At 71.2% G+C, this 23,329-nt stretch carries 17 protein-coding genes and 1 pseudogene; 11 read left to right on the plus strand and 7 right to left on the minus strand.

Going from position 1 to position 23,329, the window contains the following annotated elements; all coding sequences use genetic code 11:
- Window positions 1-83: 83 nt before the first annotated feature.
- The 4 genes from StrepF001_RS00490 to StrepF001_RS00500 all read right to left on the minus strand — a co-directional run bounded on the left by StrepF001_RS00490 (window position 84) and on the right by StrepF001_RS00500 (window position 6,520).
- Window positions 84-536 (minus strand): phospholipase, encoded by a 453-nt coding sequence (locus StrepF001_RS00490; RefSeq protein WP_129796370.1) that lies wholly within the window; start codon window positions 534-536, stop codon window positions 84-86.
- 1,433 nt (window positions 537-1,969) lie between these two features.
- Window positions 1,970-2,926 (minus strand): DUF559 domain-containing protein, encoded by a 957-nt coding sequence (locus StrepF001_RS00495; RefSeq protein ID WP_240797211.1) that lies wholly within the window; start codon window positions 2,924-2,926, stop codon window positions 1,970-1,972.
- 280 nt (window positions 2,927-3,206) lie between these two features.
- Window positions 3,207-3,371, minus strand: a complete 165-nt coding sequence (locus StrepF001_RS45345; protein WP_165396114.1) for a hypothetical protein — start codon at window positions 3,369-3,371, stop codon at window positions 3,207-3,209.
- A 197-nt stretch (window positions 3,372-3,568) separates the two neighbouring features.
- The gene (locus tag StrepF001_RS00500) at window positions 3,569-6,520 is read right to left on the minus strand and encodes a BTAD domain-containing putative transcriptional regulator (RefSeq protein WP_129796372.1); all 2,952 of its coding nucleotides are present in this window, start codon (window positions 6,518-6,520) and stop codon (window positions 3,569-3,571) included.
- A gap of 227 nt (window positions 6,521-6,747) precedes the next feature.
- Here StrepF001_RS00500 and StrepF001_RS00505 point away from each other — a divergent pair, with 227 nt between their 5' ends.
- From StrepF001_RS00505 to StrepF001_RS00530, 6 genes and pseudogenes are all read left to right on the plus strand, one after another.
- On the plus strand, window positions 6,748-7,971 hold the full coding sequence (locus StrepF001_RS00505; RefSeq protein ID WP_129796373.1) for an amidohydrolase family protein: 1,224 nt from the start codon (window positions 6,748-6,750) through the stop codon (window positions 7,969-7,971).
- A complete protein-coding gene (locus StrepF001_RS00510; RefSeq protein ID WP_129796374.1) occupies window positions 7,968-8,888 on the plus strand; it encodes an LLM class F420-dependent oxidoreductase in 921 nt (306 codons plus the stop codon). Before StrepF001_RS00505 ends, StrepF001_RS00510 begins: the two co-directional genes overlap by 4 nt.
- Window positions 8,889-8,897: 9 nt before the next feature.
- A complete protein-coding gene (locus StrepF001_RS00515; protein WP_129796375.1) occupies window positions 8,898-9,668 on the plus strand; it encodes a glucose 1-dehydrogenase in 771 nt (256 codons plus the stop codon).
- A 101-nt stretch (window positions 9,669-9,769) separates the two neighbouring features.
- The gene (locus StrepF001_RS00520; RefSeq protein WP_129796376.1) at window positions 9,770-10,888 is read left to right on the plus strand and encodes an LLM class flavin-dependent oxidoreductase; all 1,119 of its coding nucleotides are present in this window, start codon (window positions 9,770-9,772) and stop codon (window positions 10,886-10,888) included.
- A gap of 119 nt (window positions 10,889-11,007) precedes the next feature.
- A pseudogene (locus StrepF001_RS00525) lies at window positions 11,008-12,736 on the plus strand (D-aminoacylase).
- 8 nt (window positions 12,737-12,744) lie between these two features.
- The gene (locus tag StrepF001_RS00530) at window positions 12,745-14,175 is read left to right on the plus strand and encodes an aldehyde dehydrogenase family protein (RefSeq protein WP_129797465.1); all 1,431 of its coding nucleotides are present in this window, start codon (window positions 12,745-12,747) and stop codon (window positions 14,173-14,175) included.
- Between the two features lie 30 nt (window positions 14,176-14,205).
- Here the strand turns inward: StrepF001_RS00530 and StrepF001_RS00535 are convergent, their stop codons facing one another.
- On the minus strand, window positions 14,206-14,613 hold the full coding sequence (locus StrepF001_RS00535; protein WP_129796377.1) for a nitroreductase/quinone reductase family protein: 408 nt from the start codon (window positions 14,611-14,613) through the stop codon (window positions 14,206-14,208).
- A gap of 82 nt (window positions 14,614-14,695) precedes the next feature.
- On the opposite strand from StrepF001_RS00535, the gene StrepF001_RS00540 reads away from it, so the two are divergent.
- Together StrepF001_RS00540 and StrepF001_RS00545 are read left to right on the plus strand one after the other, a co-directional pair.
- Entirely contained in the window at window positions 14,696-15,517 is an 822-nt protein-coding gene (locus StrepF001_RS00540) for an endonuclease/exonuclease/phosphatase family protein (protein WP_129796378.1), read from the plus strand.
- Window positions 15,518-15,570: 53 nt separating this feature from the next.
- The gene (locus StrepF001_RS00545; RefSeq protein WP_129796379.1) at window positions 15,571-16,029 is read left to right on the plus strand and encodes a protease inhibitor I42 family protein; all 459 of its coding nucleotides are present in this window, start codon (window positions 15,571-15,573) and stop codon (window positions 16,027-16,029) included.
- Here the strand turns inward: StrepF001_RS00545 and StrepF001_RS00550 are convergent.
- Window positions 16,021-17,544: a CehA/McbA family metallohydrolase gene (locus tag StrepF001_RS00550; protein WP_129796380.1), complete on the minus strand. Its 1,524-nt coding sequence runs from the start codon at window positions 17,542-17,544 to the stop codon at window positions 16,021-16,023. The two genes, StrepF001_RS00545 and StrepF001_RS00550, sit on opposite strands and share 9 nt — an antisense overlap.
- Window positions 17,545-17,687: 143 nt before the next feature.
- Between StrepF001_RS00550 and StrepF001_RS00555 the strand changes: the two genes are divergently transcribed.
- The 3 genes from StrepF001_RS00555 (at window position 17,688) to StrepF001_RS00565 (ending at window position 21,809) form a co-directional block, all read left to right on the plus strand.
- Window positions 17,688-18,536, plus strand: a complete 849-nt coding sequence (locus tag StrepF001_RS00555) for an LLM class F420-dependent oxidoreductase (RefSeq protein ID WP_129796381.1) — start codon at window positions 17,688-17,690, stop codon at window positions 18,534-18,536.
- A gap of 38 nt (window positions 18,537-18,574) precedes the next feature.
- Window positions 18,575-21,160, plus strand: a complete 2,586-nt coding sequence (locus StrepF001_RS00560; protein ID WP_129796382.1) for a bifunctional FO biosynthesis protein CofGH — start codon at window positions 18,575-18,577, stop codon at window positions 21,158-21,160.
- 73 nt (window positions 21,161-21,233) lie between these two features.
- Entirely contained in the window at window positions 21,234-21,809 is a 576-nt protein-coding gene (locus StrepF001_RS00565) for a hypothetical protein (protein ID WP_129796383.1), read from the plus strand.
- 463 nt (window positions 21,810-22,272) lie between these two features.
- Here StrepF001_RS00565 and StrepF001_RS00570 read toward each other — a convergent pair whose 3' ends face one another.
- Window positions 22,273-22,953 (minus strand): hypothetical protein, encoded by a 681-nt coding sequence (locus tag StrepF001_RS00570; RefSeq protein WP_129796384.1) that lies wholly within the window; start codon window positions 22,951-22,953, stop codon window positions 22,273-22,275.
- Between the last annotated feature and the right edge of the window lie 376 nt (window positions 22,954-23,329).

Here is a 23,329-nt window from a genome sequence, read left to right on the forward strand (position 1 = left end):
CGGCGTCCCGCGGCGGGTCGGTCTGGCTGCCGGTGATCAGCGATCAGCCGTCAGCCGCCGAGGTGTTGGCCGACGGTAGCCGTTCATCCGAAGGCACGCACGGCCTGGTAGTACGTCCACGCCGTGCTGTTGCAGGCGGTCTTGGTCCCGCCGCTGTAGTTGTTGCAGACGCGCTTGAGGTCCTCGTAGAAGGCGCTGTCCAGGCGGGCCTTGTTGGCGTCGAAGGCGCCTGCCGCCTTGTAGTTGCGGTAGCCGAAGTCGTGACGGGCGCAGGACATGGCGAAGGGGAAGCCGAACGGGTTGTCCGGCGAGGAGGAGCAGTAGTCGGTCGACCAGTCGAAGGCGTACGCCGACCAGGCGGCCTGGTTCGTACGGGCGGCGGCCCAGGTGTTGTAGCTGGACGCGCTGGTCTGCGTCCAACTGGCGAGGACCTGCGGCTTGTCGGCCGGAGCGGCGGTGGCGGCGGTCGCGGTACCGACGACGGCGACCAGGGAGAGAGTCGAGGCGGCAAGAGCAGTGGCGAGTCTGCGGTGCATCCCACACCTCCATGAGGCTGCTGCCCGCCCATCGGGCAACAGGTTCATGACAAGAGGATCGGCATCGCACCCATGCCTTTACACCTCATGTGCCCTAATGGGCCATTAACTCTTGGACATGACGGGCGTTCAACACATGAACGGACACCGGGAGTTAGCAGTCTCTGCGGCACCCGCCGACTGGTGAGGTGGCCGTCGGGGCCGCCCGCTTCTTTGTCAGTGTCGTGCTTCCGCGAGGCGAGTAAAGGGCGCTCCACTCCGCTGCGCTGCGTTCCGCGTCGGCTGCGCCGATCGGCCTGCGGCCGACCCTTGACTCGGCTCGCTCCAGCACGGGTGAGAAGCGAGCGGGCGGCCCGGAAAGGCGGGTGCCCAGGTCGGCCGGCCATGCGGGTGGGGTGGGGGTTGGCCGGGGTGGGGGCGCGTCAGCGTCTCGCATGCACGCCGGGTGGGGTTGGCGGCTTGCGGATGGTGGGTGGCTGGGGCGCGTCGGCAGGGGTGGGGCACGCCGGGTCGGCTTGGCGGCATTCGGCCGGTGGGTGGTTGGGGCGCGTCGGCAGGGTGGGGCACGCCGGGTCGGCTTGGCGCATTCGGCCGTGGTGGTTGGGGCGCGTCGGCAGGGTGGGGCACGTCGGGTGGGCTTGGCGGCAAGCGGCCCGGTGGGGGGGCTGGGGCGGACGCGGCAGTCCGTCCGGGCATGCCGGGTCGGCTCAGCGGCATCGGGCCGGTGGATGGTGGGCGGGTGGCAGCGTCCGGGATCTGTGACTGGCAAGGCGTCCCCCGTGGCTCCGGTGCCAGACGCTGGCACTGGCACTGGCGCTGTCGCTGTCGCTGGACCAGCAATTGGCCGCTTTCGGCCACCCAGCAGGGGAGAAAGCCCAGGTGGGACTGCCTGCCCGTGGCCCAAATCGGCCAATTACCTGCCGGGGTGCGGTCCGTGAGGCTGGTGTGACAGCAGTGACCTGCCAGGGCGCCACCGGCGAGTCCGCGTCCCCGCCCCGCGTCCCTGCCCCGCCCGCGGGGCCTCCCGCCGGGCGGAGGCCGCCAAGCCGACCCGGCCTGCCCCACCCCTGCTGGCGCACCCCAACCACCCACCACCCGCAAGCCGCCAAACCGAGCCGGCGTCCCCCCACCCCGCCGCCGCGACCCCCCACAAGCCCACCGCTCGCCGCCAAGCCCACCCGGCGTGCATGCGAGGCGCGACCGCGCCCGCCAACCCCGGCCCGCTCCGCAGCCGACGGAGGTGGCCGCCCGCCTCGGCCACCGCCTTTCCGGGCCGCTCGCTCGCTTCTCACCCGTGCTGGAGCGAGGCGAGTCAAGGGTGGCCCGCAGGGCCATCGCCGAAGGCGACGCGGAACGCAGCGCAGCGGAGTGGAGCGCCCTTTACTCGCCTCGCGGAAGCACGACACTGGCCAAGAAGCGAGCGGCCCCGACGGTCACTGAACGTCGTCGACGAGGTGAGGTCGGCGTTCACTTCGGGGCACTGCGGTTGTCGCCAATGCCGTACGGATCTGCTGGATCACCTGCGCGGGGCGGTGGAAGACGTCCTCGGCGGTGAAGCGGAGGACGAGTCGGACCTCGGGGCACTGCTGGAGCTGGTTGAAGCGGGCCACGTCGCGGCGATGGGAGTTGCGGGTGCCGTGATAGGCGTACCCCTCGATCTCGACGGCCAGGCCTGCCTGGCGGAAGAGGAAGTCGAGAATGATGCGGCGGCCGCTCGGGGTGCGGAGTTCGACTTGGGACTCGGGGCGTAGTCCGGCGTCGTACATGCGCAGGCGGGCGATGGTCTCGGCCGGCGATCCGGCGCGGGGGTCGCATAGGCGCAGCCACTTGAGGGCTCGGGTCGTCCCACGGTGAGAGGTGTCGAGAAGCGCGGCGGAGATCGCGTCGAGGTCGGTCAGCGGGGCGCGGCGTACGCCTCCGACCCTGCGACAGGTGAGGGCTGACTCCACGGCGACGACCGCCTCGTCCCTCGGCTCGGTCCGCAGCAGGTCGGCGACCGTGCGCACCGCCCCGGTGACGCGTAGGCCCTGCCGCTCCGCCACGTCTCCGTCGCTGAGAGGGATGCGATGCACGCGCACGCCCGCGCCCCCGCGTCGGAGGGCCAGGGCCGGGTCGGTGAACTCAAGAGGTGCGCGAGTGGCCGGGGTGAGCGTCTCGATCCGCCAGAGGGCAGCCGCTGAACGGTGGCTGACGACGAGCCTCGGCCTGAGCAACTGCGCTGCTCGGAGCCGTGTGTGCCAGTCCTGCCCCCGCCCCGGCTCGATCCAGGTGCCGTTCTGGAACTGCGTCCAGCCCTCGGCCCGGAGAGCCCGGAGAAGACTCCGTGCAGGCCAGCCGGCGGCGACCGCACGCGAGGTGAGAAGGACGCCTCCCTGCGCCAACTTCTGCAACGCCGTTCGCTCCACCCCACCAAGATCGCAAAGTTGGCGGTGCTTCCGTCCGCCCTGTGGATAACCTCGCTTGCCTCTCCGTGGAGACAGGAGGAATTGGCCGGTTTCGGCCAGCCGGAGGGGCTGTCGGGAGGGAATCGAAGGGTGGGTTGGCCGAGAGCGGCCAATCATCGTCGGCGTGAGGGCCTGAGTCGAGCGTATGTCACTGCTCTTGGCACACCTCGGCCGCGACGGCACCCCCTCCGTGCCGTCGCGGCCGGTCCCCGTTGAAGAAGGACTCTCAGGCCTCTTCGCCGGTGACGTGCGTGTCCTGCGGCTTGGCCGTGCCGCCGTCGGTGCTCGTCACGTGGGTGTCGAGCGGCTTGGTGGTGCCGTCGTCGACGTCCGTGACGTGGGTGTCCTGCGGCTTGACGGTGCCGTCGTCCTTCTTCGCTGCGTCGGCCATGGTGTCCAACTCCTGTAGCAGTGGTGGATGGGCCCGCCCGGCAACTCCCCCGTGGGTCGCCGGGCGGGTTGTACAAGGCCGTTCACCCTAGTGGTGAGGCCTGCGCCCGACCCGTCTGCCCCCCGACGCGACGGATCGTCATGCAGGAGAGAGTGCCGGGTGGCGATAAACGAACGATGAACGCGCCCTCATGGAGCTCAAGCGGCGGCCAGCGCCAGGAGGGAGCGCACCTCTGAGGCCTCCGGCGAGCTGAGGTTCTCGTAGATGACCAGGGCTTCTCGCCAGCATACTTGCGCCCTGCCGACCTGCCCGAGAGCACTGAGCGCCCGCCCGAGCACGGTCAGGACGTTGCCGCGCCGCCATTCGCCGCCGATGCCGCGCAGCACGGTGAGCGCGCTCTCGGCATTGGAGGCGGCCTTCGCCGGGCGCTGGGCAGCGAGGTCGACCTCGGCGAGCCGGAACAGCGTCATACCTTCCCAGAGGCGTTGCCTGCTGTCCCTGAATGCGCCCAGGGCCTCCTGCAGTTGAGAGGATGCGGCGTCGGTCTGTCCCGCCTGAGCCAGGGCGAGGCCGAGTGCGTAGCGGCCGTTGGCGCCGCGCAGGGCATGCCCCAGGCGGTCGTATATGTCAGTGCCGCGTTGGGCGAGTTCGATCGCACTGGAGGTGCGGCCGACAGCCAGGTGCGAGCGTGAGAGGTTGCACAGGGCGCTGGCCTCGCCGGGGAGATTTCCGTCGGACCGGAAACTCGCGATCGCCTCCTGGAGGTACGCGGCCGCTTCCGTGTGCCGGTTCTGATAGATCGCGACGACCCCGCGATGGTTCGGCACCCAGCAGCTCAACGCGGGGTCGGTGATCTCCTGCGCCAGTCGCATCGCGTGCTCCGCTTCGCTGTCCGCCTGCTCGAAGCGCCCACCCGCGAGGTGGGCCTCGGTCAGCGTCGTGCGGGACCGCGCCTCTACCTGGTCGTTTCCCGCGGCCTGCGCCGAGTCGCGCGCGAAGGCCGCGACTGTCTCGTACTCACGAGAGTTCGCGCCGGACTCGGCGAGATCCTTCGAAGCCCAGAGGAGGTCCACCGCACGTTTCAGGCTGCCCTGCCCGATCGACTGACGTACACAGGCCAGCAGACAGTTCGCCTCGGCATACAGCCAGTCCTGGGCCTGATGCCGATCCTCGAACGTCAGCCCCTGGTACTCGGTCGGCTCCAGATGATCCACCAACCGATCCCCGGGCCGCTCCCTCGCATAAACCCCAGCCGCAGTGGCCAGATAGAAGTCCAGCAACCGCGACAGCGCCGCCTCGCGCTCGCTCGGTGGGTGCTCGTCGCGTTCGGCGCACGCACGCGCGTAGAGCCGCACCAGATCATGGAAGCGGTAGCGGCCGGGCGCCGCCGACTCCAGGAGTGACGTGTCGACGAGGGACTCCAGCAAGTCCTCCGTCTCCTCCACCGGCAGGTCCAGGACCGCCGCAGCCGCCGCCAGGGAGATGTCCGGTCCGTCTGCCAGCCCCAGCAACCTGAACGCCCGCGCCTGGGCCGGCTCCAGTGCCCCGTACCCCAGCTCGAAGGTCGCCTTCACTGCCAGGTCCCCGGCCTGCAACTCATCCAGCCGGCGTCGCTCGTCCGCGAGCTTCGCCGCCAGTACCGACACCGTCCAGGTGCGCCGGGCGGCCAGCCGGGATGCGGCGATCCTGATGGCCAGCGGCAGGAAACCGCACGCCGCCACCACGTCGAGGGCGGCCTTCCGTTCCGACGCGACCCGTTCCTCGCCCACGATCTTGGTGAACAGCGACAGCGCCTCGTCGGGGGACATGACGTCGAGGTCGACCAGGTGGGCACCGGCCAGGTCCACCATCCGGACGCGGGAGGTCACCAGTGCCGCGCAGCCGGAGGTCCCCGGCAGCAGCGGGCGTACCTGGGCGGCATCGCGGGCGTTGTCCAGCAGTACGAGTACACGTCGGCCGTCCAGCACCGACCGGTACAGCGCCGAGCGCTCCTCCAGGGAGTCCGGGATCGCCGAGTCCGCCGTCCCCAGAGCCCTGAGGAACGAACCCAGTACCGTCTCCGGTTCCGCCGCCCGGGCGCCGGCGCCCTGCAGATCGACGTACAGCTGCCCGTCCGGGAACGCCGAGCGCGCCTGGTGGGCGACATGGACCGCCAGTGTCGTCTTGCCCACGCCGCCGATGCCGGCCAGCGCCGAGACCGCCATCACCCGGCCCTCCGCCGACGCCAGCACCTCGCTCAGCTCGGCGACGAAGGAGGAACGGCCCGTGAAGTCGGGGACAGTTGCGGGGAGTTGGGCCGGGCGGACGGGGGTGGAGGCCGGCTCCGCAGCCGGTGCCGACGGTTCCGCCAGGCCGGGGTCCGCCTGGAGGATGCGGTGCTGCAAGTCCTGCAGGCCCGGGCGTGGGTCCACCCCCAGCTCGTCCGCCAGCAGCCGCCGCGTGTCCGCGTACACCGCCAGCGCCTCCGCCTGCCGGCCGCTCCGGTACAGCGCCAGCATCAGCAGCTCACGCAGGCGTTCGCGCAGCGGATGCGCCGCCGTCAGTGCCGTCAGCTCCGACACCGCCTCCGCATGGCAGCCCTGCTCCAGGTCCATGTCCAGGCGGGATTCGAGGAGTTGCAGCCGCCATTCCTCCAGCCGGACCCGCTGGGCCTCCGCATACGGCCCCGGTACGCCCGCCAGCGCCTCGCCGTCCCACAGGGCCACCGCGCGCCCGAGCAGCTCGCGCGCCCGGCACAGGTCTCCTGCGCTCTTCGCCTTCTCCGCGTCCGTCGCCAGGCCCTGCGTCACCGCCAGGTCCAGCGCCCCGTCCGCGACGGAACGGATCGCGTAGCCGCCCGACTCGCTCACCAGGACGCCGGCGTCCAGGACCTTGCGCAGCCGGGAGGCGTACGTCCGCAGGGCCGCCAGTGCCTGGGACGGCGGCTCCTCGCCCCACAGTGCGTCGATCAGCTCCGCCGCGGTCGCCGTACGGCCCTCGCGCAGCAGCAGCGCGGCCAGCAGGGCGCGTTGCTGGGGGGAACCGGTGCTCAGCGACTCCTCGCCGCGCCAGGCGCGCACCGGCCCGAGCACGCTGAAGCGCAGCGTCTCCGGCTCCTGCGCAGAGCCCGGACGCCTCTGTACCGGCACCTGCGGAGGTACCTCGTCCATCGCCGTCCCCCTAGACATCCTGAGCAACCCTGTCAGTTTGCCTTGCTCATGGCGGATGCGTCAGCCGCGCGAGACCGCACTCACAGCCAGGCGCGCGGGACACCACAAGTCCCTCACACCCTCTTCGCACACTTCCGCACTGACCTGAGCGCGAAGCCCCGTCCGAGATACACCCAGCCGGAGACCAGGTAGCTGACGGGTCGTCAGATCGGCGCTACCTTGCCTCCATGGACACCTCCTTCCCGAAGATCATCTCCGTCGACGACCACACCGTCGAACCCCCGAACGTCTGGCAGGACCGGCTCCCGAAGAAGTACCTCGACACCGGGCCGCGCATCGTTCGCGCCCCCCTGAAGGAAATGACCTTCCTCGGCGGCCGCTTCAAGCCCGTCATGGGGCAGCCGGACGACGACGGCCCGATCGGCGACTGGTGGGTCTACGAGGACCTGCACCGCCCCCTCACCCGCCTCGACACCGCCGTCGGCTACAGCAGGGACGAGATCAAGCTGGAGATCATCACCTACGAGCAGATGAGGCCGGGCTCGTACGACGTCCCCGCCCGTCTCGCCGACATGGACGTCAACCACGTCCAGTCCGCCCTCTGCTTCCCCACCTTCCCCCGCTTCTGCGGCCAGACCTTCACCGAGGCCGCCGACCACGAGCTCGGCCTGCTCTGCATCCGCGCCTACAACGACTGGATGGTGGAGGAGTGGTGCGGGCCCGAGGCTCAGGGGCGGCTCATCCCCCTCACCCTCATCCCCCTCTGGGACGCCGGGCTGGCGGCGGCAGAAGTCCGGCGCAACGCGGCGCGCGGCGTCCGGGCCGTCGCCTTCTCCGAGATGCCCCCGCACCTGGGCCTGCCCTCCGTCCACACCGACGACTGGGACCCCTTCCTCGCCGCCTGCGACGAGACCGGCACGGTCATCGCGATGCACATCGGCTCCAGCAGCCGTATGCCCTCCACCTCCGCCGACGCCCCGCCCGCCGTCGGCTCCACCATCACCTTCGCCAACTGCTGCTTCTCGATGGTCGACTGGCTGATGAGCGGTAAGTTCGAGCGGTTCCCGAACCTCCGCGTCATGTACGCCGAGGGGCAGATCGGGTGGATTCCGTACATCCTCGAGCGCGCCGACGTCGTCTGGGAGGAGAACCGCGCCTGGGGCGGTGTCGCCGACAAGGTGCACCGGCCGCCGTCCGAGCTGTTCGCCGAGCACGTCCACGGCTGCTTCTTCGACGACGCCTTCGGGCTCCGCAACCTGGACTCCATCGGAGTCGGCAACGTCCTCTACGAGACCGACTACCCGCACTCCGACTCCACCTGGCCGAAGTCCCGCGAGGTCGGTGAGGCCCAGATGGGGCACCTGGCGGCGGACGTCGTGGAGCGGATCGTACGGCGCAACGCCATCGAGCTGCTCGGGCTGACCGACGACGGCCTGTGGGTCGGGCCATGAGCCTTCGCTACGGCATCCAGCTCCCCGTCCAGTCCCAGAGCACCCTCTACACCGAGCCCTGGGAGGCCGCCGCCGGCCCCGACGACCTCGTCGCCGTCGCCCGCGCCGCGGACCGCGCCGGGTTCGACTACGTCGCCTGCTGCGACCACGTCGCCATCCCGCGTCGGCTCGCGCCCGCGATGAGCACGGTGTGGTACGACCCCGTGGCCACCCTCGCCCATCTGGCGGCGGTCACCGAACGCGTCCGGCTCCTCTCCCATGTCGCCGTCGTCGGACTGCGGCACCCCCTGATCACCGCCAAGCAGTACGCCACCCTCGATCACCTCTCGAGCGGTCGCCTGATCCTGGGGGTCGGCGCCGGGCATGTGCAGGAGGAGTTCGAGGCGCTCGGGGTGGACTTCCGGCAGCGCGGCGCCGTACTCGACGAGTCCATCGACGCCCTGCGGGCCGCTCTCGGCCCGGACGAGTTCCCCGTGCATCACGGCAAGCTGTACGAGTTCCACGATCTCGGGCAGCGTCCCCGGCCCGCCCAGCCAAGCGTTCCCCTCTGGGTCGGCGGCTCCTCGCCCGCCGCCGTACGCCGGGCCGCGCTCAAGGGTGACGGCTGGCTGCCGCAGGGCGATCCGCGGGACCGGCTGCCCGGGCAGATCGCCCGGCTGACAGCACAGCGGGCGGAGGCGGGCATCGAGGCCCCGCTCACCATCGGTGCCCTCACCGAGCCGCTCTACGTCGGCCGCCCCACCTGGGACGTCGGCCGCCGCACCCTCACCGGTGACCCCGACGCCCTCGCCGAGTCCCTGCGGGCCTACCGGGCGATGGGTGTGCACCAGATCCAGGTGCGGTTCCGCAGTCGGAGCCGCGCCGAACTCACCGACCAGATGACCGCATTCGGCGCCGACGTGGCTCCGTACCTGTGAGGAGAACGCATGGGCAAGCTGGACGGACGTGTCGTGATCGTCACCGGTGCGGCGCGCGGGCAGGGGGAGCAGGAGGCCCGGCTGTTCCGGGAGGAGGGCGCCGAGGTCGTCGTCACCGATGTCCTGGACGACGCGGGCGAGGCGCTCGCCAAGGAGATCGGAGCCCGATACGTCCATCTCGACGTGGGGCGGGAGGACGACTGGCGCGCCGCGGTGGCCGCCGCCGAGGAGGCGTACGGCCGGGTCGACGGGCTCGTCAACAACGCCGGCATCCTGCGCTTCAACGCCCTCGTGGACACTCCCCTCGAGGAGTTCATGCAGGTCGTGCAGGTGAACCAGGTCGGCTGCTTTCTGGGTATGAAGACCGTGGCACCCCACCTGGAGACGGGCGGCACGATCGTCAACACCGCCTCCTACACCGGCATGACCGGCATGGCGGCCGTCGGCACCTACGCGGCCACCAAGCACGCCGTCATCGGCCTCACCCGGGTCGCCGCCCTGGAGCTGGCCCACCGGAGCATCCGCGTCAACGCCATGTGCCCGGGTGCCATCGACACGGCCATGTCCAACCCGGCGCTCCTGGACCCGGACGCGGACCCCGTGCAGACCTCGCAGGCCCTGGACGGGCTGTACCGCAGGCTGGTGCCGCTGGGGCGGATCGGGCGGCCGGAGGAGGTGGCGCGGCTGGCGCTGTTCCTGTCCTGCGAGGACTCCTCGTACATCACCGGGCAGCCGTTCGTGATCGACGGGGGATGGCTGGCCGGCGTCAGCATCATCTGACGGCCCATCAGCTATTGACGGTACGCACCCCCGGTGCCACAGTCGGCGGCAGCGAAGAAACCTGACGGTGCATCAGAAAAGACCCGGGACGGTGAACCTCCTTGGAATTCGGGCTCTTTGTACAGGGATACGTGGGCAAGCGCGCCGAGACCGACCCGCTCGCCGAGCACAAGGCGCTGATGGAGGAGGCCGAGTACGTCATCCAGGCGGACAGGTCCGGGTTCAAGTACGCCTGGGCGTCCGAGCACCACTTCCTGGAGGAGTACTCCCACCTCTCCGCCAACGACGTCTTCCTCGGCTACCTCGCCCACGCCACCGAGCGCATCCACCTCGGCTCCGGCATCTTCAACCCGCTCGCCCAGGTCAACCATCCGGTGAAGGTCGCCGAGAAGGTCGCCATGCTCGACCACCTCACCGAGAACCGCTTCGAGTTCGGCAGCGGACGCGGCGCGGGCAGCCACGAGATCCTCGGCTTCCTCCCCGGGATCACCGACATGAACTACACCAAGGAGATCTGGGAAGAGACCATCGCCGAGTTCCCCAAGATGTGGCTCCAGGACGAGTACGCCGGGTTCCAGGGCAAGCACTGGTCGCTGCCGCCGCGGAAGGTCCTGCCGAAGCCGTACGGCAGGTCGCACCCGGCGATGTGGTACGCGGCCGGGTCACCGCCCTCGTACGCGATGGCCGCCCGCAAGGGGCTCGGCGTGCTCGGCTTCAGCGTGCAGAAGGTCTCCGACATGGAGTGGGTGCTGGAGCAGTACAAGACCGCGGTCGTCGAGGCCGAGCCGATCGGGGACTTCGTCAACGACAACGTGATGGTGACGACCACCGCGATCTGCGCGCCGACGCACGAGGAAGCGATACGGATCGCGGCGAACGGTGGGTTGCACTACTTGCCGTCGTTGGTGTTCCGGTACCACGACACCTTCCCGCGTCCCGAGGGCTTCCCCGTGTGGCCGGAGACGCTCCCCGCGTACACGGAGGAGTTCGTCGAAGTCCTCATCGAGGAGGAGCTGTTGGTCTGCGGTGACCCCGACGAGGTGTTGCGGCAGTGCAAGCGGTGGGAGCAGGCCGGGGCCGACCAGTTGAGTTTCGGGCTGCCGGTGGGGGTGCCGAAGGAGGAGACGTTGCAGACCATTCGCCTCATCGGCGAGCACGTGATTCCGAAGATCGACACGGATCCGGTACATCGGACCTCCCGGTTCCGGGCTGCCGCGTAATCGCCGTTGCGGGGTGCGGGTGTTCTGTGGCTGGTCGCGCCCACGCGGCGGAGCCGCATGTCGACGCAGTCCCGCGCCCCTGGGTATCTCCACCGGCCCGGAGTCAGGAGGCAAGGCTCATGCTCGATCACGTCATCAAGGGCGCGACCGTCGTCGACGGCACCGGCGCGCCCGCGTACACCGCCGACGTCGGGATACGGGACGGTCGTATCGCCGTCATCGGCACGATCAGCGAAGGGGGCCGGACCACCGAGGACGCGCACGGCCTCGTCCTCGCCCCCGGCTTCGTCGACCCGCACACCCACTACGACGCCCAGCTCTTCTGGGACCCGTACGCCACTCCCTCCCTCAACCACGGAGTGACCACGGTCGCCGCCGGCAACTGCGGGTTCACCCTCGCCCCGCTCAACCCCGACCGCCCCGAGGACGCCGACTACACCCGTCGCATGATGTCCAAGGTCGAGGGCATGTCGCTGGTGGCGCTGGAGGAAGGGGCGCCGTGGAGCTGGCACACCTTCGGTGAGTATCTGGAGGCCCTCGAGGGGCGGATCGCGGTCAACGCCGGGTTCATGGTGGGGCACTGCGCGCTGCGGCGGTACGTGATGGGCCCGGATGCGGTGGGCGGGCAGCCGAGCGAGGAGCAGCTCGCGGCGATGCTCCGGTTGTTCCACGAGGCGATGGACGCGGGGGCGTGGGGCCTGTCCACCACCCAGTCGTCCACCCACTCCGACGGCGACGGGAAGCCGGTCGCCTCCCGGCACGCGCAGCCCGCCGAGCTGCTGGCTCTGTCCCGGGCGGTCGGCGAGCACGAGGGAACGCAGATCGAGGCGATCGTCGCGGGCTGCCTGGACCAGTTCAGCGACGCCGAGATCGACCTGTTCGTGGAGATGAGCGCGGCGGCGGGCCGGCCGCTGAACTGGAACGTTCTGACCATCGACGCGGCCGTCCCCGAGCGCGTGCCCCGCCAGCTCCTCGCCGGTGAACGGGCGCGCAAGGCGGGCGGCCGGGTGGTGGCGCTGACCATGCCGATCCTCACGCCGATGAACATGTCCCTCGGCACGTTCTGCGCGCTGAACCTCATCCCCGGCTGGGGCCCGGTCCTGGGCCTGCCCGTGCCCGAGCGGATCGCGAAGCTGAAGGATCCCGCCGTGCGGGCCGGGATGCTGAAGCGGGCGGCTTCCAAGGAAGCCGGCGTCTTCCGGCGGCTGGCGGACTTCGGGCGGTACGTCATCGGTGACACGTACAGCGAGGCGAACGCCGGGCTGACCGGCCGGGTCGTCCGGGACATCGCAGCGGAACGCGGCCAGGACCCCTTCGCCTGCCTGGTCGACATCTGCGCGAACGACGACCTCCGTACGGTCCTGTGGCCCATGCCCCCCGACAACGACCCGGCGTCCTGGGCGCTGCGGGCCGAGACCTGGCAGCACGAGGACGTCCTGCTGGGCGGCTCCGACGCGGGAGCCCATCTGGACCGGATGTGCGGGGCGCCGTACACCACCCGGTTCCTCGGGGACTGTCTGCGCGGGCGGAAGCTGGTCGGGCTCGAGCAGGCGGTGAAGATGCTGACGGACGACCCGGCGCGGCTGTTCGGCCTGCGGGAGCGGGGCCGGGTGGCGGAGGGCTGGCATGCGGACCTCGTCCTGTTCGACCCGGAGCGCATCGACGCCGGTACGGCCACCCTGGTGCACGACCTGCCGGGAGACAGCCCGCGCCTGGACTCCAGGGCGCTCGGTGTACGGGCCGTCTGGGTCAACGGGGTGGAGGCGATCCGGGACGACGTGGTGAGCGGGGCGGTTCCGGGGCGGGTGCTGCGCTCGGGGGGACACGCGGACGGTGAGCACGAGGTGAGCCAGCGGCTGTTCGTCGGCGGGGAGTGGGTCGAGCCCGAGGACTGTTACGCGGTCGTCGACCCCGCGACGGAGGAGACCGTCGGCTGGGCGCCGGAGGCCTCGCGGGATCAGGTGCACGCGGCCTGCGCCGCGGCCCGCGAGGCCTTCGGGCCCTGGTCGCGCACCCCCGCGGAGGAGCGGGCGGCGGTGCTGGCGCGGGCCGCGGACATCATCCGGAGCCGTCTGGTCCAGTACGCCGAGCTGGCCCAGGCCGAGACGGGGGCGACGACGGGGACGGCCCGCGGCATGCAGGTGGGTGTGGGCGCGGCCCGTTTCCGGCGGTACGCGCGCGTGGAGCCGGCGGAGTGGGCGATCCCGCCGCAGATCAACGAGGCCGGGCCGATGGGGAAGGCCGGCGTGATGGGCGCGCTGGCCGTCCGTCAGCCCGTCGGGGTCGTCACCTGCATCACCTCGTACAACAACCCCTGGGCGAACCCGGCGGGCAAGGTCGCCCCGGCGCTGGCGATGGGCAACACGGTGGTGGTGAAACCGGCTCCGCAGGATCCGCTGTCGGTGTACCGGATGGCGGAGGCGCTGGCGGAGGCGGGTGTGCCGCGCGGGGTCGTGAACGTCGTCTCGGGACGGTCGGTGGAGGTCGGGGAGGCCGCCGTCGCGTCGGGCGATGTGGACATGGTGAGCTTCACCGGCTCGACGGCCGTCGGGCAGCGCATCGCCGAGGTGTGCGGGCGGTCCATGAAACGGCAGTTGATGGAGCTGGGCGGGAAGGGAGCGGCGGTCGTCTTCGACGACGCGGACCTCGGTTCGGCGGTGTCCGGGATCGGCACGACGTTCTCCTTCTACAGCGGCCAGATCTGCACGGCGCCGACGCGGGTGCTGGCGCAGCGCGGGGTGTACGACCGTCTGGTCGGGCAACTGGCCGCGTACGCCAGCCGGTTGAAGGTCGGCGATCCGCGCGACCCGTCCACGGTCGTCGGCCCGGTGATCTCGGCGGCGCACCGGGGGCGGGTGGAGTCGTACGTCGAACTGGGCCTTAAAGAGGGCGCGGTGGTGGTGACGGGTGGCGAACGGCCCGCACTCGACCGGGGCTTCTACGTGGCACCGACCCTGCTCGCCGACTGCACGAACGACATGCGGGTGGCCCGGGAGGAGATCTTCGGCCCGGTGGTCGTCGTGATTCCCTTCGACGAGGAGGACGAGGGGGTGGCCCTGGCGAACGACAGCGACTACGGCCTGATCGACTACGTGTGGTCGGGCGACGTGGCCCGCGCCTTCCGCGTGGCCCGCCGCCTGCGGGCCGGCGGAGTCGGCGTGAACACCGTCGGCCGCAACATGGAGGCCCCGTTCGGCGGTTTCAAGAAGAGCGGCGTCGGCCGGGACGTCGGCTCGTACGCGCTGCACGCGTACAGCGAGGTGCAGGCGATCGTGTGGCCGGGGTGAGGCGTCAGGGAGGGCTGCCGTCCTGAGGGCTCAGGTACGGCCGCCGTCCGCCAGATCCACCCGCACGGTCAGCAGTTGCGTCCCGATGACCCGGACCGCCGCGCTGTTGAGGCGCGGCAGGGTGCGCAGGCGTGCGATGGGGTCGTCGTCCGGGAGGAGGTGGGCGGTTCCCTCGTGCCAGCGGCCCCTGATCCGTACGCGCACGTGTGGGTTCGCCTGGATGTTGCGGATGTACTGGGACCGCCCGCCGAACTCCGACACCAGCCAGAAGGAGTCACCGACGCGGCGCCCGCCCACCGGTGTGCGGCGGGGGAGGCCGGAGGTGCGGCCGGTGGTCTCCAAGACCGCGTGCAGGGGGAGCCGGCGCATCAGAGGATTGGCGAGGTGGCGCTGGACGGTCGTGGCGGCGCGGAATCTGAGGTCGGCGAGACGGGGCATGGTCCGTGCGGCTCCTGTGTCGTGGCCGGGGCGGTTGTTGATTCAATGGTCCCTCGGACGCGGTGCGACGAGGGCGGTGGCCATGCGGGTCGTGACCTGGAATCTATGGTGGCGGTTCGGCCCCTGGGCGGAACGGCAGAAGGCGATCCTCGCCACACTCAGGGACCTGCGCCCCGATGTCGTCGGCCTCCAGGAGGTGTGGGGCGCGGACGGCGAGAACCTCGCCGAGTGGCTCGCCGGGGAACTCGGCCTGCACTGCGCCTGGGGTCCGTCGCACGCCCCGGAGCGCTGGCAGCGCCGGATCGGTGACGAGCGCGTCGGCATCGGCAACGCCGTCCTCAGCCGCTGGCCCGTCACCGAGCAGGCCGTCCTCCCGCTCCCCGCCCCGGCGGATGCCGACGACGGCCGGCTCGCCCTGTACGCCCGGCTGGCCACCCCCGCCTATGAGGTGCCCTTCTTCACCACCCACCTCACCTCCGCCCTGCACGCTTCGGCCACCCGCTGCCGACAGGTCACCGCACTCGCCGAGTTCGTCGCCGAACACCGCGGCGACACGCCGTTCCCGCCGGTCGTCACCGGGGACTTCAACGCCTGGCCGGACTCCGACGAGATCCGCCTCTTCGGCGGCTACAAGACGGCTCCGGCCGTCCCCCGCCAGGCCCTCATCGACGCCTGGGAGTACGCCGACCCGGCCGCCCCGTCGGCCACCTGGGACCCGGCGAACCCGTATGTCGGGCCGGACCCGGCGGTCCGGATCGACTACATCCACGTCGGCCGGCCCGGCCCGGACGGACTCGGCCATGTGCAGGGCATCCGCCGGGCCGGCGACGCGCCGGTCGACGGCGTCTGGCCCTCCGATCATGCGGCGGTCGTCGCCGACCTGGCTGCCGAGCCCGGCTCGTAGGCGAACCCGCCGGCCCCGGGTGTGCTCAGACGGCGTGCTGACGTCGCGCCGACATGATCAAGTCCCAGGTGCGCGTACCAACGGCAGTAAGTCTCCTGGCAGTTGCCGCCCTCGCCCTCACCGCGGGCTGCGGCGGCCCCGCCGAGTACGGTGAAGGGGATCGCGCCATCACGGTCGACGCCGGTGACGAGTTCACCGTCGCCGTCGACGAAAACCCCTCCACCGGCGAGCGCTGGTATCCGGCCACGCCGAAGCCCGACGCCTCGGTGGTCCGCAGCCGCGGCGACGACTACGACGCCGACGACGACACCGGGAGCCTGGTCGGCTCCGGCGGCCGGCGGGTCTTCACCTTCGAGGCCACCGGCGCGGGCCGCACCCGTATCGTGCTGCTGCACTGCCCGGTCTACGCCTGCGACGGCGACCGCGCCTCCCCGGCCCCGGCCCCGGCCCCGGCCCGACCGCACCCGTCTCCCGGCCGGCCGCCGAGCGGACGACGTACACCGTCACCGTGAAGTGAGCGAACCGAGGAAGACCGGGTTCGTGAACGCCGCCAGCGCCTCCGGCAGCGGTCCCAGTGCCGCCTCGTGCCGTAGCTCCGCCCGTACATAAGCCGCGTACGAAGGCGTCGTACGCCATTCCACGGCGCCCGAACCGGTCACCGGCAGCGGCGCACTCGTGTGCAGCACCCCCTGGTCGGTGACGAACCGGACGGTGCAGCGCGGGGCGCCGCTGACCTCCAGGCGGACGGTCACCGGTGTCTCGCGGTCCACGTCCAACCGCTCGCCGATGCCTGCGTGTTCGCCTCGCCCGCCGGAAGCCGTGAAGGACAGGACGATGTTCCTGGACTCGGCGACATACGAGCGGCCCGCGCGGATGCCCTCCTGGATCGCCTCCCGGGTGAGACCGTCGGCCAGCACCACCGTCTGCGGGCGGCCGACGACATCGGGGTCCCGGTGGGCGTCGCTGTTGCCCATCGCCGGGATCCAGTCCCGCCCGTTGCGCACCGACGACACCAGCATGCTGTCCCAGTCCGCCAGCGACATCTCGTCGTCGGGTGTCCACGGCCCGTTCCACACCTCGACGGCGTCCGCCTCGCCGAAGCCGAACTTCCAGTTGCAGCCGATGCACGTGGCGTGCGGATGGGCCGGGACCACCAGGCCGCCGGCGCGGCGGATCTGGCGGGCGAAACGGCCGTAGCGGTTGTCGCGGGCCCGGTAACGCCAGTCGATGAACGTCCCCGGCTCGACACCCAGAGCCACCACGTGACCGTTGCGGGTCGTGACCTCCTCGCCCAGCAGGACCAGCAGGTCGTCGCCCGCCACGTCGGCCCAATGGGCGTGGGAAGCATGCGTGTTGTGCTCGGAGGTGTTGATGAAGTCCAGGCCCGCCGCACGCGCGAGGGCTGCGATCTCCGCCGGGGTGCGACGGCCGTCGGAGTACCAGGAGTGCAGGTGGCAGTCGCCCCGGTACCAGTCCCGGCCCCGGCCCTTCGCCCGCTCCGGCGGGTAGACCACGTCCGGGGCCTCGCCCTGCTCGCCGTACGTCAGCGTGATCGTGATCTCGTACGTCAGCCCCTGCGGCGCCACCGTGTACGGGCCCAGCGCGATGTGCCAGGTGCCGGGGCGGATCGGCCCCGGGAGGTAGCCGGGCGTCGCCTCGTCCGCGCGGATGAAGAACTCCGTGCGCGCCCCTCCCGACCAGCCCCTGAAGCCCCGGCCGCCCAGCTCGGTACCGCGTTCGTCGAAGATGCCGATGTCGAGGGCGTTGCCCACGGTGCCGGCCGGGACGGAGGGCCGGTCGTAGGTGTACGCGACCTTGAGCTCCCGTACCCCGGAAGGGATGTCCAGCGGTACGTACACGAAGTCGGGCGAACCGGCCGGAAGAGTGCCCCGTACCGTCCGCGTCTCCTGGTCGCCGTCCGCGGCCTCGGCGCCGCTCGCGAAGGTCACGCCACCCAACGTAAGGGCGGTCGCCGCTCCCGTCACGACCAGCGCACGTCTGCCGATGCCACCGTGGTCCTCAGACATGCCCCCAGTTTCGGGGACGCGCGTGAACTTCCGGGCACGGTAAGGGAATCGAGGGCTTACGGCGTCGCACGCGCAGCGCACTGCAGAAGACCTGCCGACCGGTCGGTATGGACAGGTGAGGTGTCCCCGGGTAGAGATGGGTCATGCGCATCGCCGTCACCATCTTCCTCACCGACGAGACCATCACTCCGACCCGGCTCGCCCGTGAGCTGGAGCAGCGGGGCTTCGCCGGGCTGTACCTGCCCGAGCACACCCACATCCCCGTCGAGCGGACCACGCCGTACCCGGCGGGCGGCGAGCTGCCGCCCGAGTACGGCCGCACCCTCGATCCCTTCGTCGCGCTCGGCCAGGCAGCCGCCGTCACCGAACACCTCGGCCTCGGCACCGGCATCACGCTGGCTGCCCAGCACGACCCGATCGGCCTGGCCAAGCAGATCGCCACCCTGGACCACCTCTCCGACGGCCGCTTCACCCTCGGTCTCGGCTTCGGCTGGAACGTCGAGGAGGCCGCCGACCACGGTGTGGAATGGCGGACGCGGCGTGAGCTGGTCCGGGACCGGATGGCGTTGATGCGCGCGCTGTGGTCGGAGGAACCGACCGCGTACGAGGGCGAGTTCGGCAGCGTACGGGCCAGCTTCGCCTACCCCAAACCGGTGCAGAAGCCGCGCGGGCCGGTCACCGGGCCGCGCACCCTCATCGGCGGTGCCGCCGGGCCGAAGCTGTTCGCGCACATCTGCGAGTACGCCGACGGGTGGCTGCCCATCGGCGGACGCGGCCTGTCCGAGTCGCTGCCCCTGCTGCGCGCCGCCTGGGCCGACGCGGGCCGCGCCCCGGAGGCGTTGCAGGTCGTGCCGTACGCCGTCCACCCCACCCCGGGCAAGCTCGCGCACTACACGGAGCTGGGCATCGAGGAGGTCGTCGTACAGCTGCCGCCGGCCGGGGAGGCGGAGGTGCTGCGGGCATTGGACGGGTACGGCGGCTTCCTGGACTGACCATCCGGACCTGATCACCTCGACCGTATGCTCGAAGGATGACGACTTCCGCGACCTCCGGAACCGGACCCACCGAGAACTCCCTGCGTCGCGCCCTGAAACGCGCCCGTGACGGCGTCGCCCTCGACGTCACCGAGGCGGCCGTACTGCTCCAGGCCCGCGGCGAGGCCCTCGAGGACCTCGCCGCTTCCGCCGCCCGGGTGCGGGACGCGGGCCTTCAGGCGGCCGGCCGGCCCGGCGTCATCACGTACTCGAAGAGCGTCTTCATCCCCCTCACCCGGCTGTGCCGGGACAAGTGCCACTACTGCACCTTCGTCACCGTGCCCGGCAAGCTGCGCCGGGCGGGACACGGGATGTTCATGTCCCCCGACGAGGTCCTCGACATCGCCCGGCGCGGCGCCGCACTGGGCTGCAAAGAGGCGCTGATCACCCTCGGAGACAAGCCCGAGGACCGCTGGCCTCAGGCGCGCGAATGGCTCGACGCGCACGGCTACGACGACACCATCGCCTACGTCCGCGCCGTCTCCATCCGCATCCTGGAGGAGACGGGCCTGCTGCCCCACCTCAACCCCGGGGTCATGACCTGGACCGACTTCCAGCGCCTGAAGCCGGTGGCCCCGTCCATGGGCATGATGCTGGAGACGACCGCTGAAAGGCTCTGGTCCGAGCCCGGCGGCCCGCACTACGGCTCCCCGGACAAGGAACCCGCCGTACGCCTGCGCGTCCTTCAGGACGCCGGGCGTTCCTCCGTCCCCTTCACGTCCGGGCTCCTCATCGGGATCGGCGAGACGTACGAGGAACGCGCCGAGTCCCTCTTCGCACTGCGCCGCGTCTCCCGGTCGTACCACGGCATCCAGGAACTGATCATCCAGAACTTCCGCGCCAAGCCGGACACCGCGATGCGCGGCATGCCGGACGCGGAACTGGACGAGCTGGTCGCCACGGTGGCGGTCGCCCGGCACCTCATGGGGCCGAGCGCCTGCCTCCAGGCCCCGCCCAACCTGGTCGACAGCGAGTACGAGCGGCTGATCGGCGCCGGCATCGACGACTGGGGAGGCGTCTCCCCGCTCACCATCGACCACGTCAACCCCGAACGCCCCTGGCCGCAGATCGAGGAACTCGCCGAGAAGTCCCGCGCGGCCGGCTTCGAGCTGCGGGAACGGCTGTGCGTGTACCCGGAGTTCGTCACGCGCGGCGAGCCCTGGCTGGACCCACGACTGCTGCCGCATGTCCGCGCGCTGGTGGACCCGGAGACCGGCCTCGCCCGCCCGGACGCGGTGGTGGAGGGCCACCCGTGGCAGGAGCCGGAGGAGGTCTTCGAGGCGTCCGGCCGTACGGACCTGCACCGCACCATCGACACCGACGGCCGTACGTCGGACCGCCGCGACGACTTCGACGAGGTGTACGGCGACTGGGGCGCCCTGCGTGAGGCGGCCGCCCCCGGCATGGCACCGGAGCGCATCGACACGGACGTACGGCAGGCCCTCGCGACCGCGGCGGACGATCCGACGAAGCTCACCGACGACGAGGCCCTCGCGCTGTTCCATGCGGACGGCCCGGCGCTCGACGCACTCACCCGGATCGCGGACGACGTGCGCAGGTCGGCGGTCGGCGACGACGTCACGTACATCGTCACCCGGAACATCAACTTCACCAACGTCTGCTACACGGGCTGCCGCTTCTGCGCCTTCGCCCAGCGCCGCACGGACGCCGACGCGTACACGCTGTCGCTGGACCAGGTCGCCGACCGGGCGCAACAGGCGTGGGACGTGGGCGCGGTCGAGGTCTGCATGCAGGGCGGCATCCACCCGGACCTGCCCGGGACGGCGTACTTCGACATCGCGAAGGCGGTGAAGGACCGGGTCCCCGGCATGCACGTGCACGCCTTCTCCCCGATGGAGGTCGTCAACGGCGCGACCCGCACGGGTATGTCCATCCGCGAGTGGCTGACGGCGGCGAAGGAGGCCGGCCTCGACTCCGTCCCCGGCACGGCGGCGGAGATCCTGGACGACGAGGTCCGCTGGATCCTGACCAAGGGCAAGCTGCCCACAGCGACGTGGATCGAGGTGATCACGACGGCGCACGAGCTGGGCATCCGGTCGTCGTCGACGATGATGTACGGCCATGTCGACCAGCCCCGCCACTGGCTCGGCCACCTGCGCACCCTGTCCGGCATCCAACAACGCACGGGCGGCTTCACGGAGTTCGTGACGCTGCCGTTCATCCACACCAACGCGCCGGTGTACCTGGCGGGCATCGCGCGCCCCGGCCCCTCCATGCGGGACAACCGCGCGGTGACGGCGATGGCGCGGTTGCTGTTGCACCCCCACATTCCCAACATCCAGACCAGCTGGGTGAAGCTGGGCACGGAGGGCGCGGCGGAGATGCTCCGCTCCGGCGCGAACGACCTCGGCGGCACACTCATGGAGGAGACGATCTCCCGCATGGCGGGCTCCTCCTACGGCTCGTACAAGTCGGTGCGCGACCTGGTGGCCGTCGCCGAGGCGGCCGGCCGCCCGGCGAAGCCGCGGACGACGCTGTACGGCGAGGTGCCGGAGGAGCGGCAGCGGGCGGCGGCGGCCTCGGACGGGCACCTGCCGGAGTTGCTGCCGGTGCTGGACTGAGGGATGGGGGCTCGGCCCCTCGCAGTACGATGATCCGACCCCCGGCATCGGGGGTCGGAGACTGAGGAGATGCGTGCCCGTGCCTGCCCGACGGCTTCCCTCGTGGGCCTGGGTGAGCGGCCTGACCGTGGGGGCGGTCGCGGGGGTCGCCGTCCTGGCCGTCCAGGCCGAACAGGGACCCCGGCCCACGGCCGCGGCCGCCCGGCCCGGCCCTTCGGCGTCCGCGAGCGCGCAGCCCTCGGCCGCGCCGACCCAGTCCCGGCCCGCCGCGGTACCGGACGGCTCCGGCACCGGGCGGCGCATCGTCTACTCCCTCGGCGAGCGGCGCATATGGCTGGTCGACGCGAGTGACAGCGCCCGCCGTACGTTCACCGTGTGGCCCGGCACGGTCGACCCGGACCCCGGTACGTACACGGTCGGGACGCGGACGGACGCCACCACGGGCTCCGACGGTGTGGAGATCGAGCACGTCGTGTACTTCGCGGCCAAGTCCGGCGTCAACATCGCCTTCTCCGCCGCGGTCGACGGCTCCTCGCCCCCACCGGCCGCGTCCGGCGTCCAGACCGGCGGCATCCGCATGAAGACGTCCGACGGCTCGGCGCTGTGGACGTTCGGGACGGCGGGGACGACGGTGGCGGTGGTCGAGTAGCGGGCCGTTCCTGCTCTTCAGTACAGGATCGAGGGCAGACAGGAACCGGCCGGGCGGCAGCGACGAGGCGGCTGCGCAGGCCTGTGGCATCCGGCTCGGTGCCCGGAGGCAGGCGATGCCCGACCTGGGAACTTGTATCCGTGAAGGCCGGGAAACGGCGAGCCGTTGGTACTCGGCGAGCGCGCCCGGTGGAATGCGCGCATCGGGCAGCGCTCCGCCATGCCGCGTGACGGCTGCGACGTACGAGGTTGTAGTGCCTCGCCCGCGCCGACGTGGCGAGGGTTCTTGCGACATGAAGGGCCGGCCGTCGCGTGGCCGGGGCAAGGGACCGTAGGTTCACATCCTGTCGTCCCGTGACTGCTCAGGTCCGTTGATCACGCGGGGAGTGGCGGTAGCCAGAGCTTCCCGGTGAACACGTCGCGGAGCACGGCGAGGAAGTTTTGTCCGTGCTTGCGGGCAGTGGTCACAGAGAATCTTCATATCCTGCTCGGGGCTTGGCGAAGAAGCACTGGCCGTCTTTACCATCTTCTCCGTCCTTGCCGTCCTCTCCGTCCTTTCCATCCTTGCCGTTCTTGCCGTCTTTACCGTCCTTTCCGTCCTTGCCATCCTTTACGTCATCGCCGCACCAGACGGCATCCCCGCCGTCTCCGCCGTCTCCGCCGTCTCCGCCCTTGGCGCTGCCGTCGCTGTCGCCGCCGTTCCCGCCGTTCCCGCCGTTCCCGCCGTCGGCGCTGCCGATGCTGTCGCCGCCGTTCCCGCCGTCTCCGCCGTCTCCGCCGTCTCCGCCGTCGGCGCTGCCGTCGCTGTCGCCGCCGTTCCCGCCGTTCCCGCCGTCTCCGCCGTCGGCGCTGCCGTCGCTGTCGCCGCCGTTCCCGCCGTCTCCGCCCTCTCCGCCGTCATCGGTGAAGGAGCCGGTGTGCACCACCGCCGCGGAACTTGGCGACATCGGCGTCGCGAACGCACTCACCGGCAGCGATACGGCGCCGGCAGCCAGAACAGTCGATGTGGCAGTCAACGCCAAACGCAGCGTCCAGCTGATTTTGCCCATGGAATTTTCCTTTCCCTCAGACTTCTTCTCGATGGGCCTCACGCCTTTCTGATGAGGCTGCGCATCCAGTAAGCCCGACCCGACGACTTTCCTCATGCCGCGAAAAAACGTGACTTGACATGACTGCTCACGACGGTTCGTGACGTGCGGAGGTCCCCGAAGCCGCCGTTCTCGGACAGTCCGTTCCGCAAGCCCGCGCCGCGCTCGCAGCGCACAGCTACCGGCCGCAGGCCCGGCGCCCAGCCCGGGCTGCGGGAACAGTCTCGACGCGGACGCGGAGCCGGTGAGCTTCGCCCGGGGACAGGTCTTCGACCTGCCCGATCCGCGCCTGACGGTGACCGAGCACCGGATGCTGAAACTGTGCTGCGGCTGCGGGCACACCACTGGCGCGAGCGTGCCAAAGGGCGTGCGCGCTGACCCAGTACGGCCCCGGCGCCCACGCCCTGGCCGTCTACCTGCTCGTGCAGCAGCA

The sequence above is a fragment of the Streptomyces sp. F001 genome (genome assembly GCF_004187715.1).
Lineage (GTDB): Bacteria > Actinomycetota > Actinomycetes > Streptomycetales > Streptomycetaceae > Streptomyces > Streptomyces flavusporus.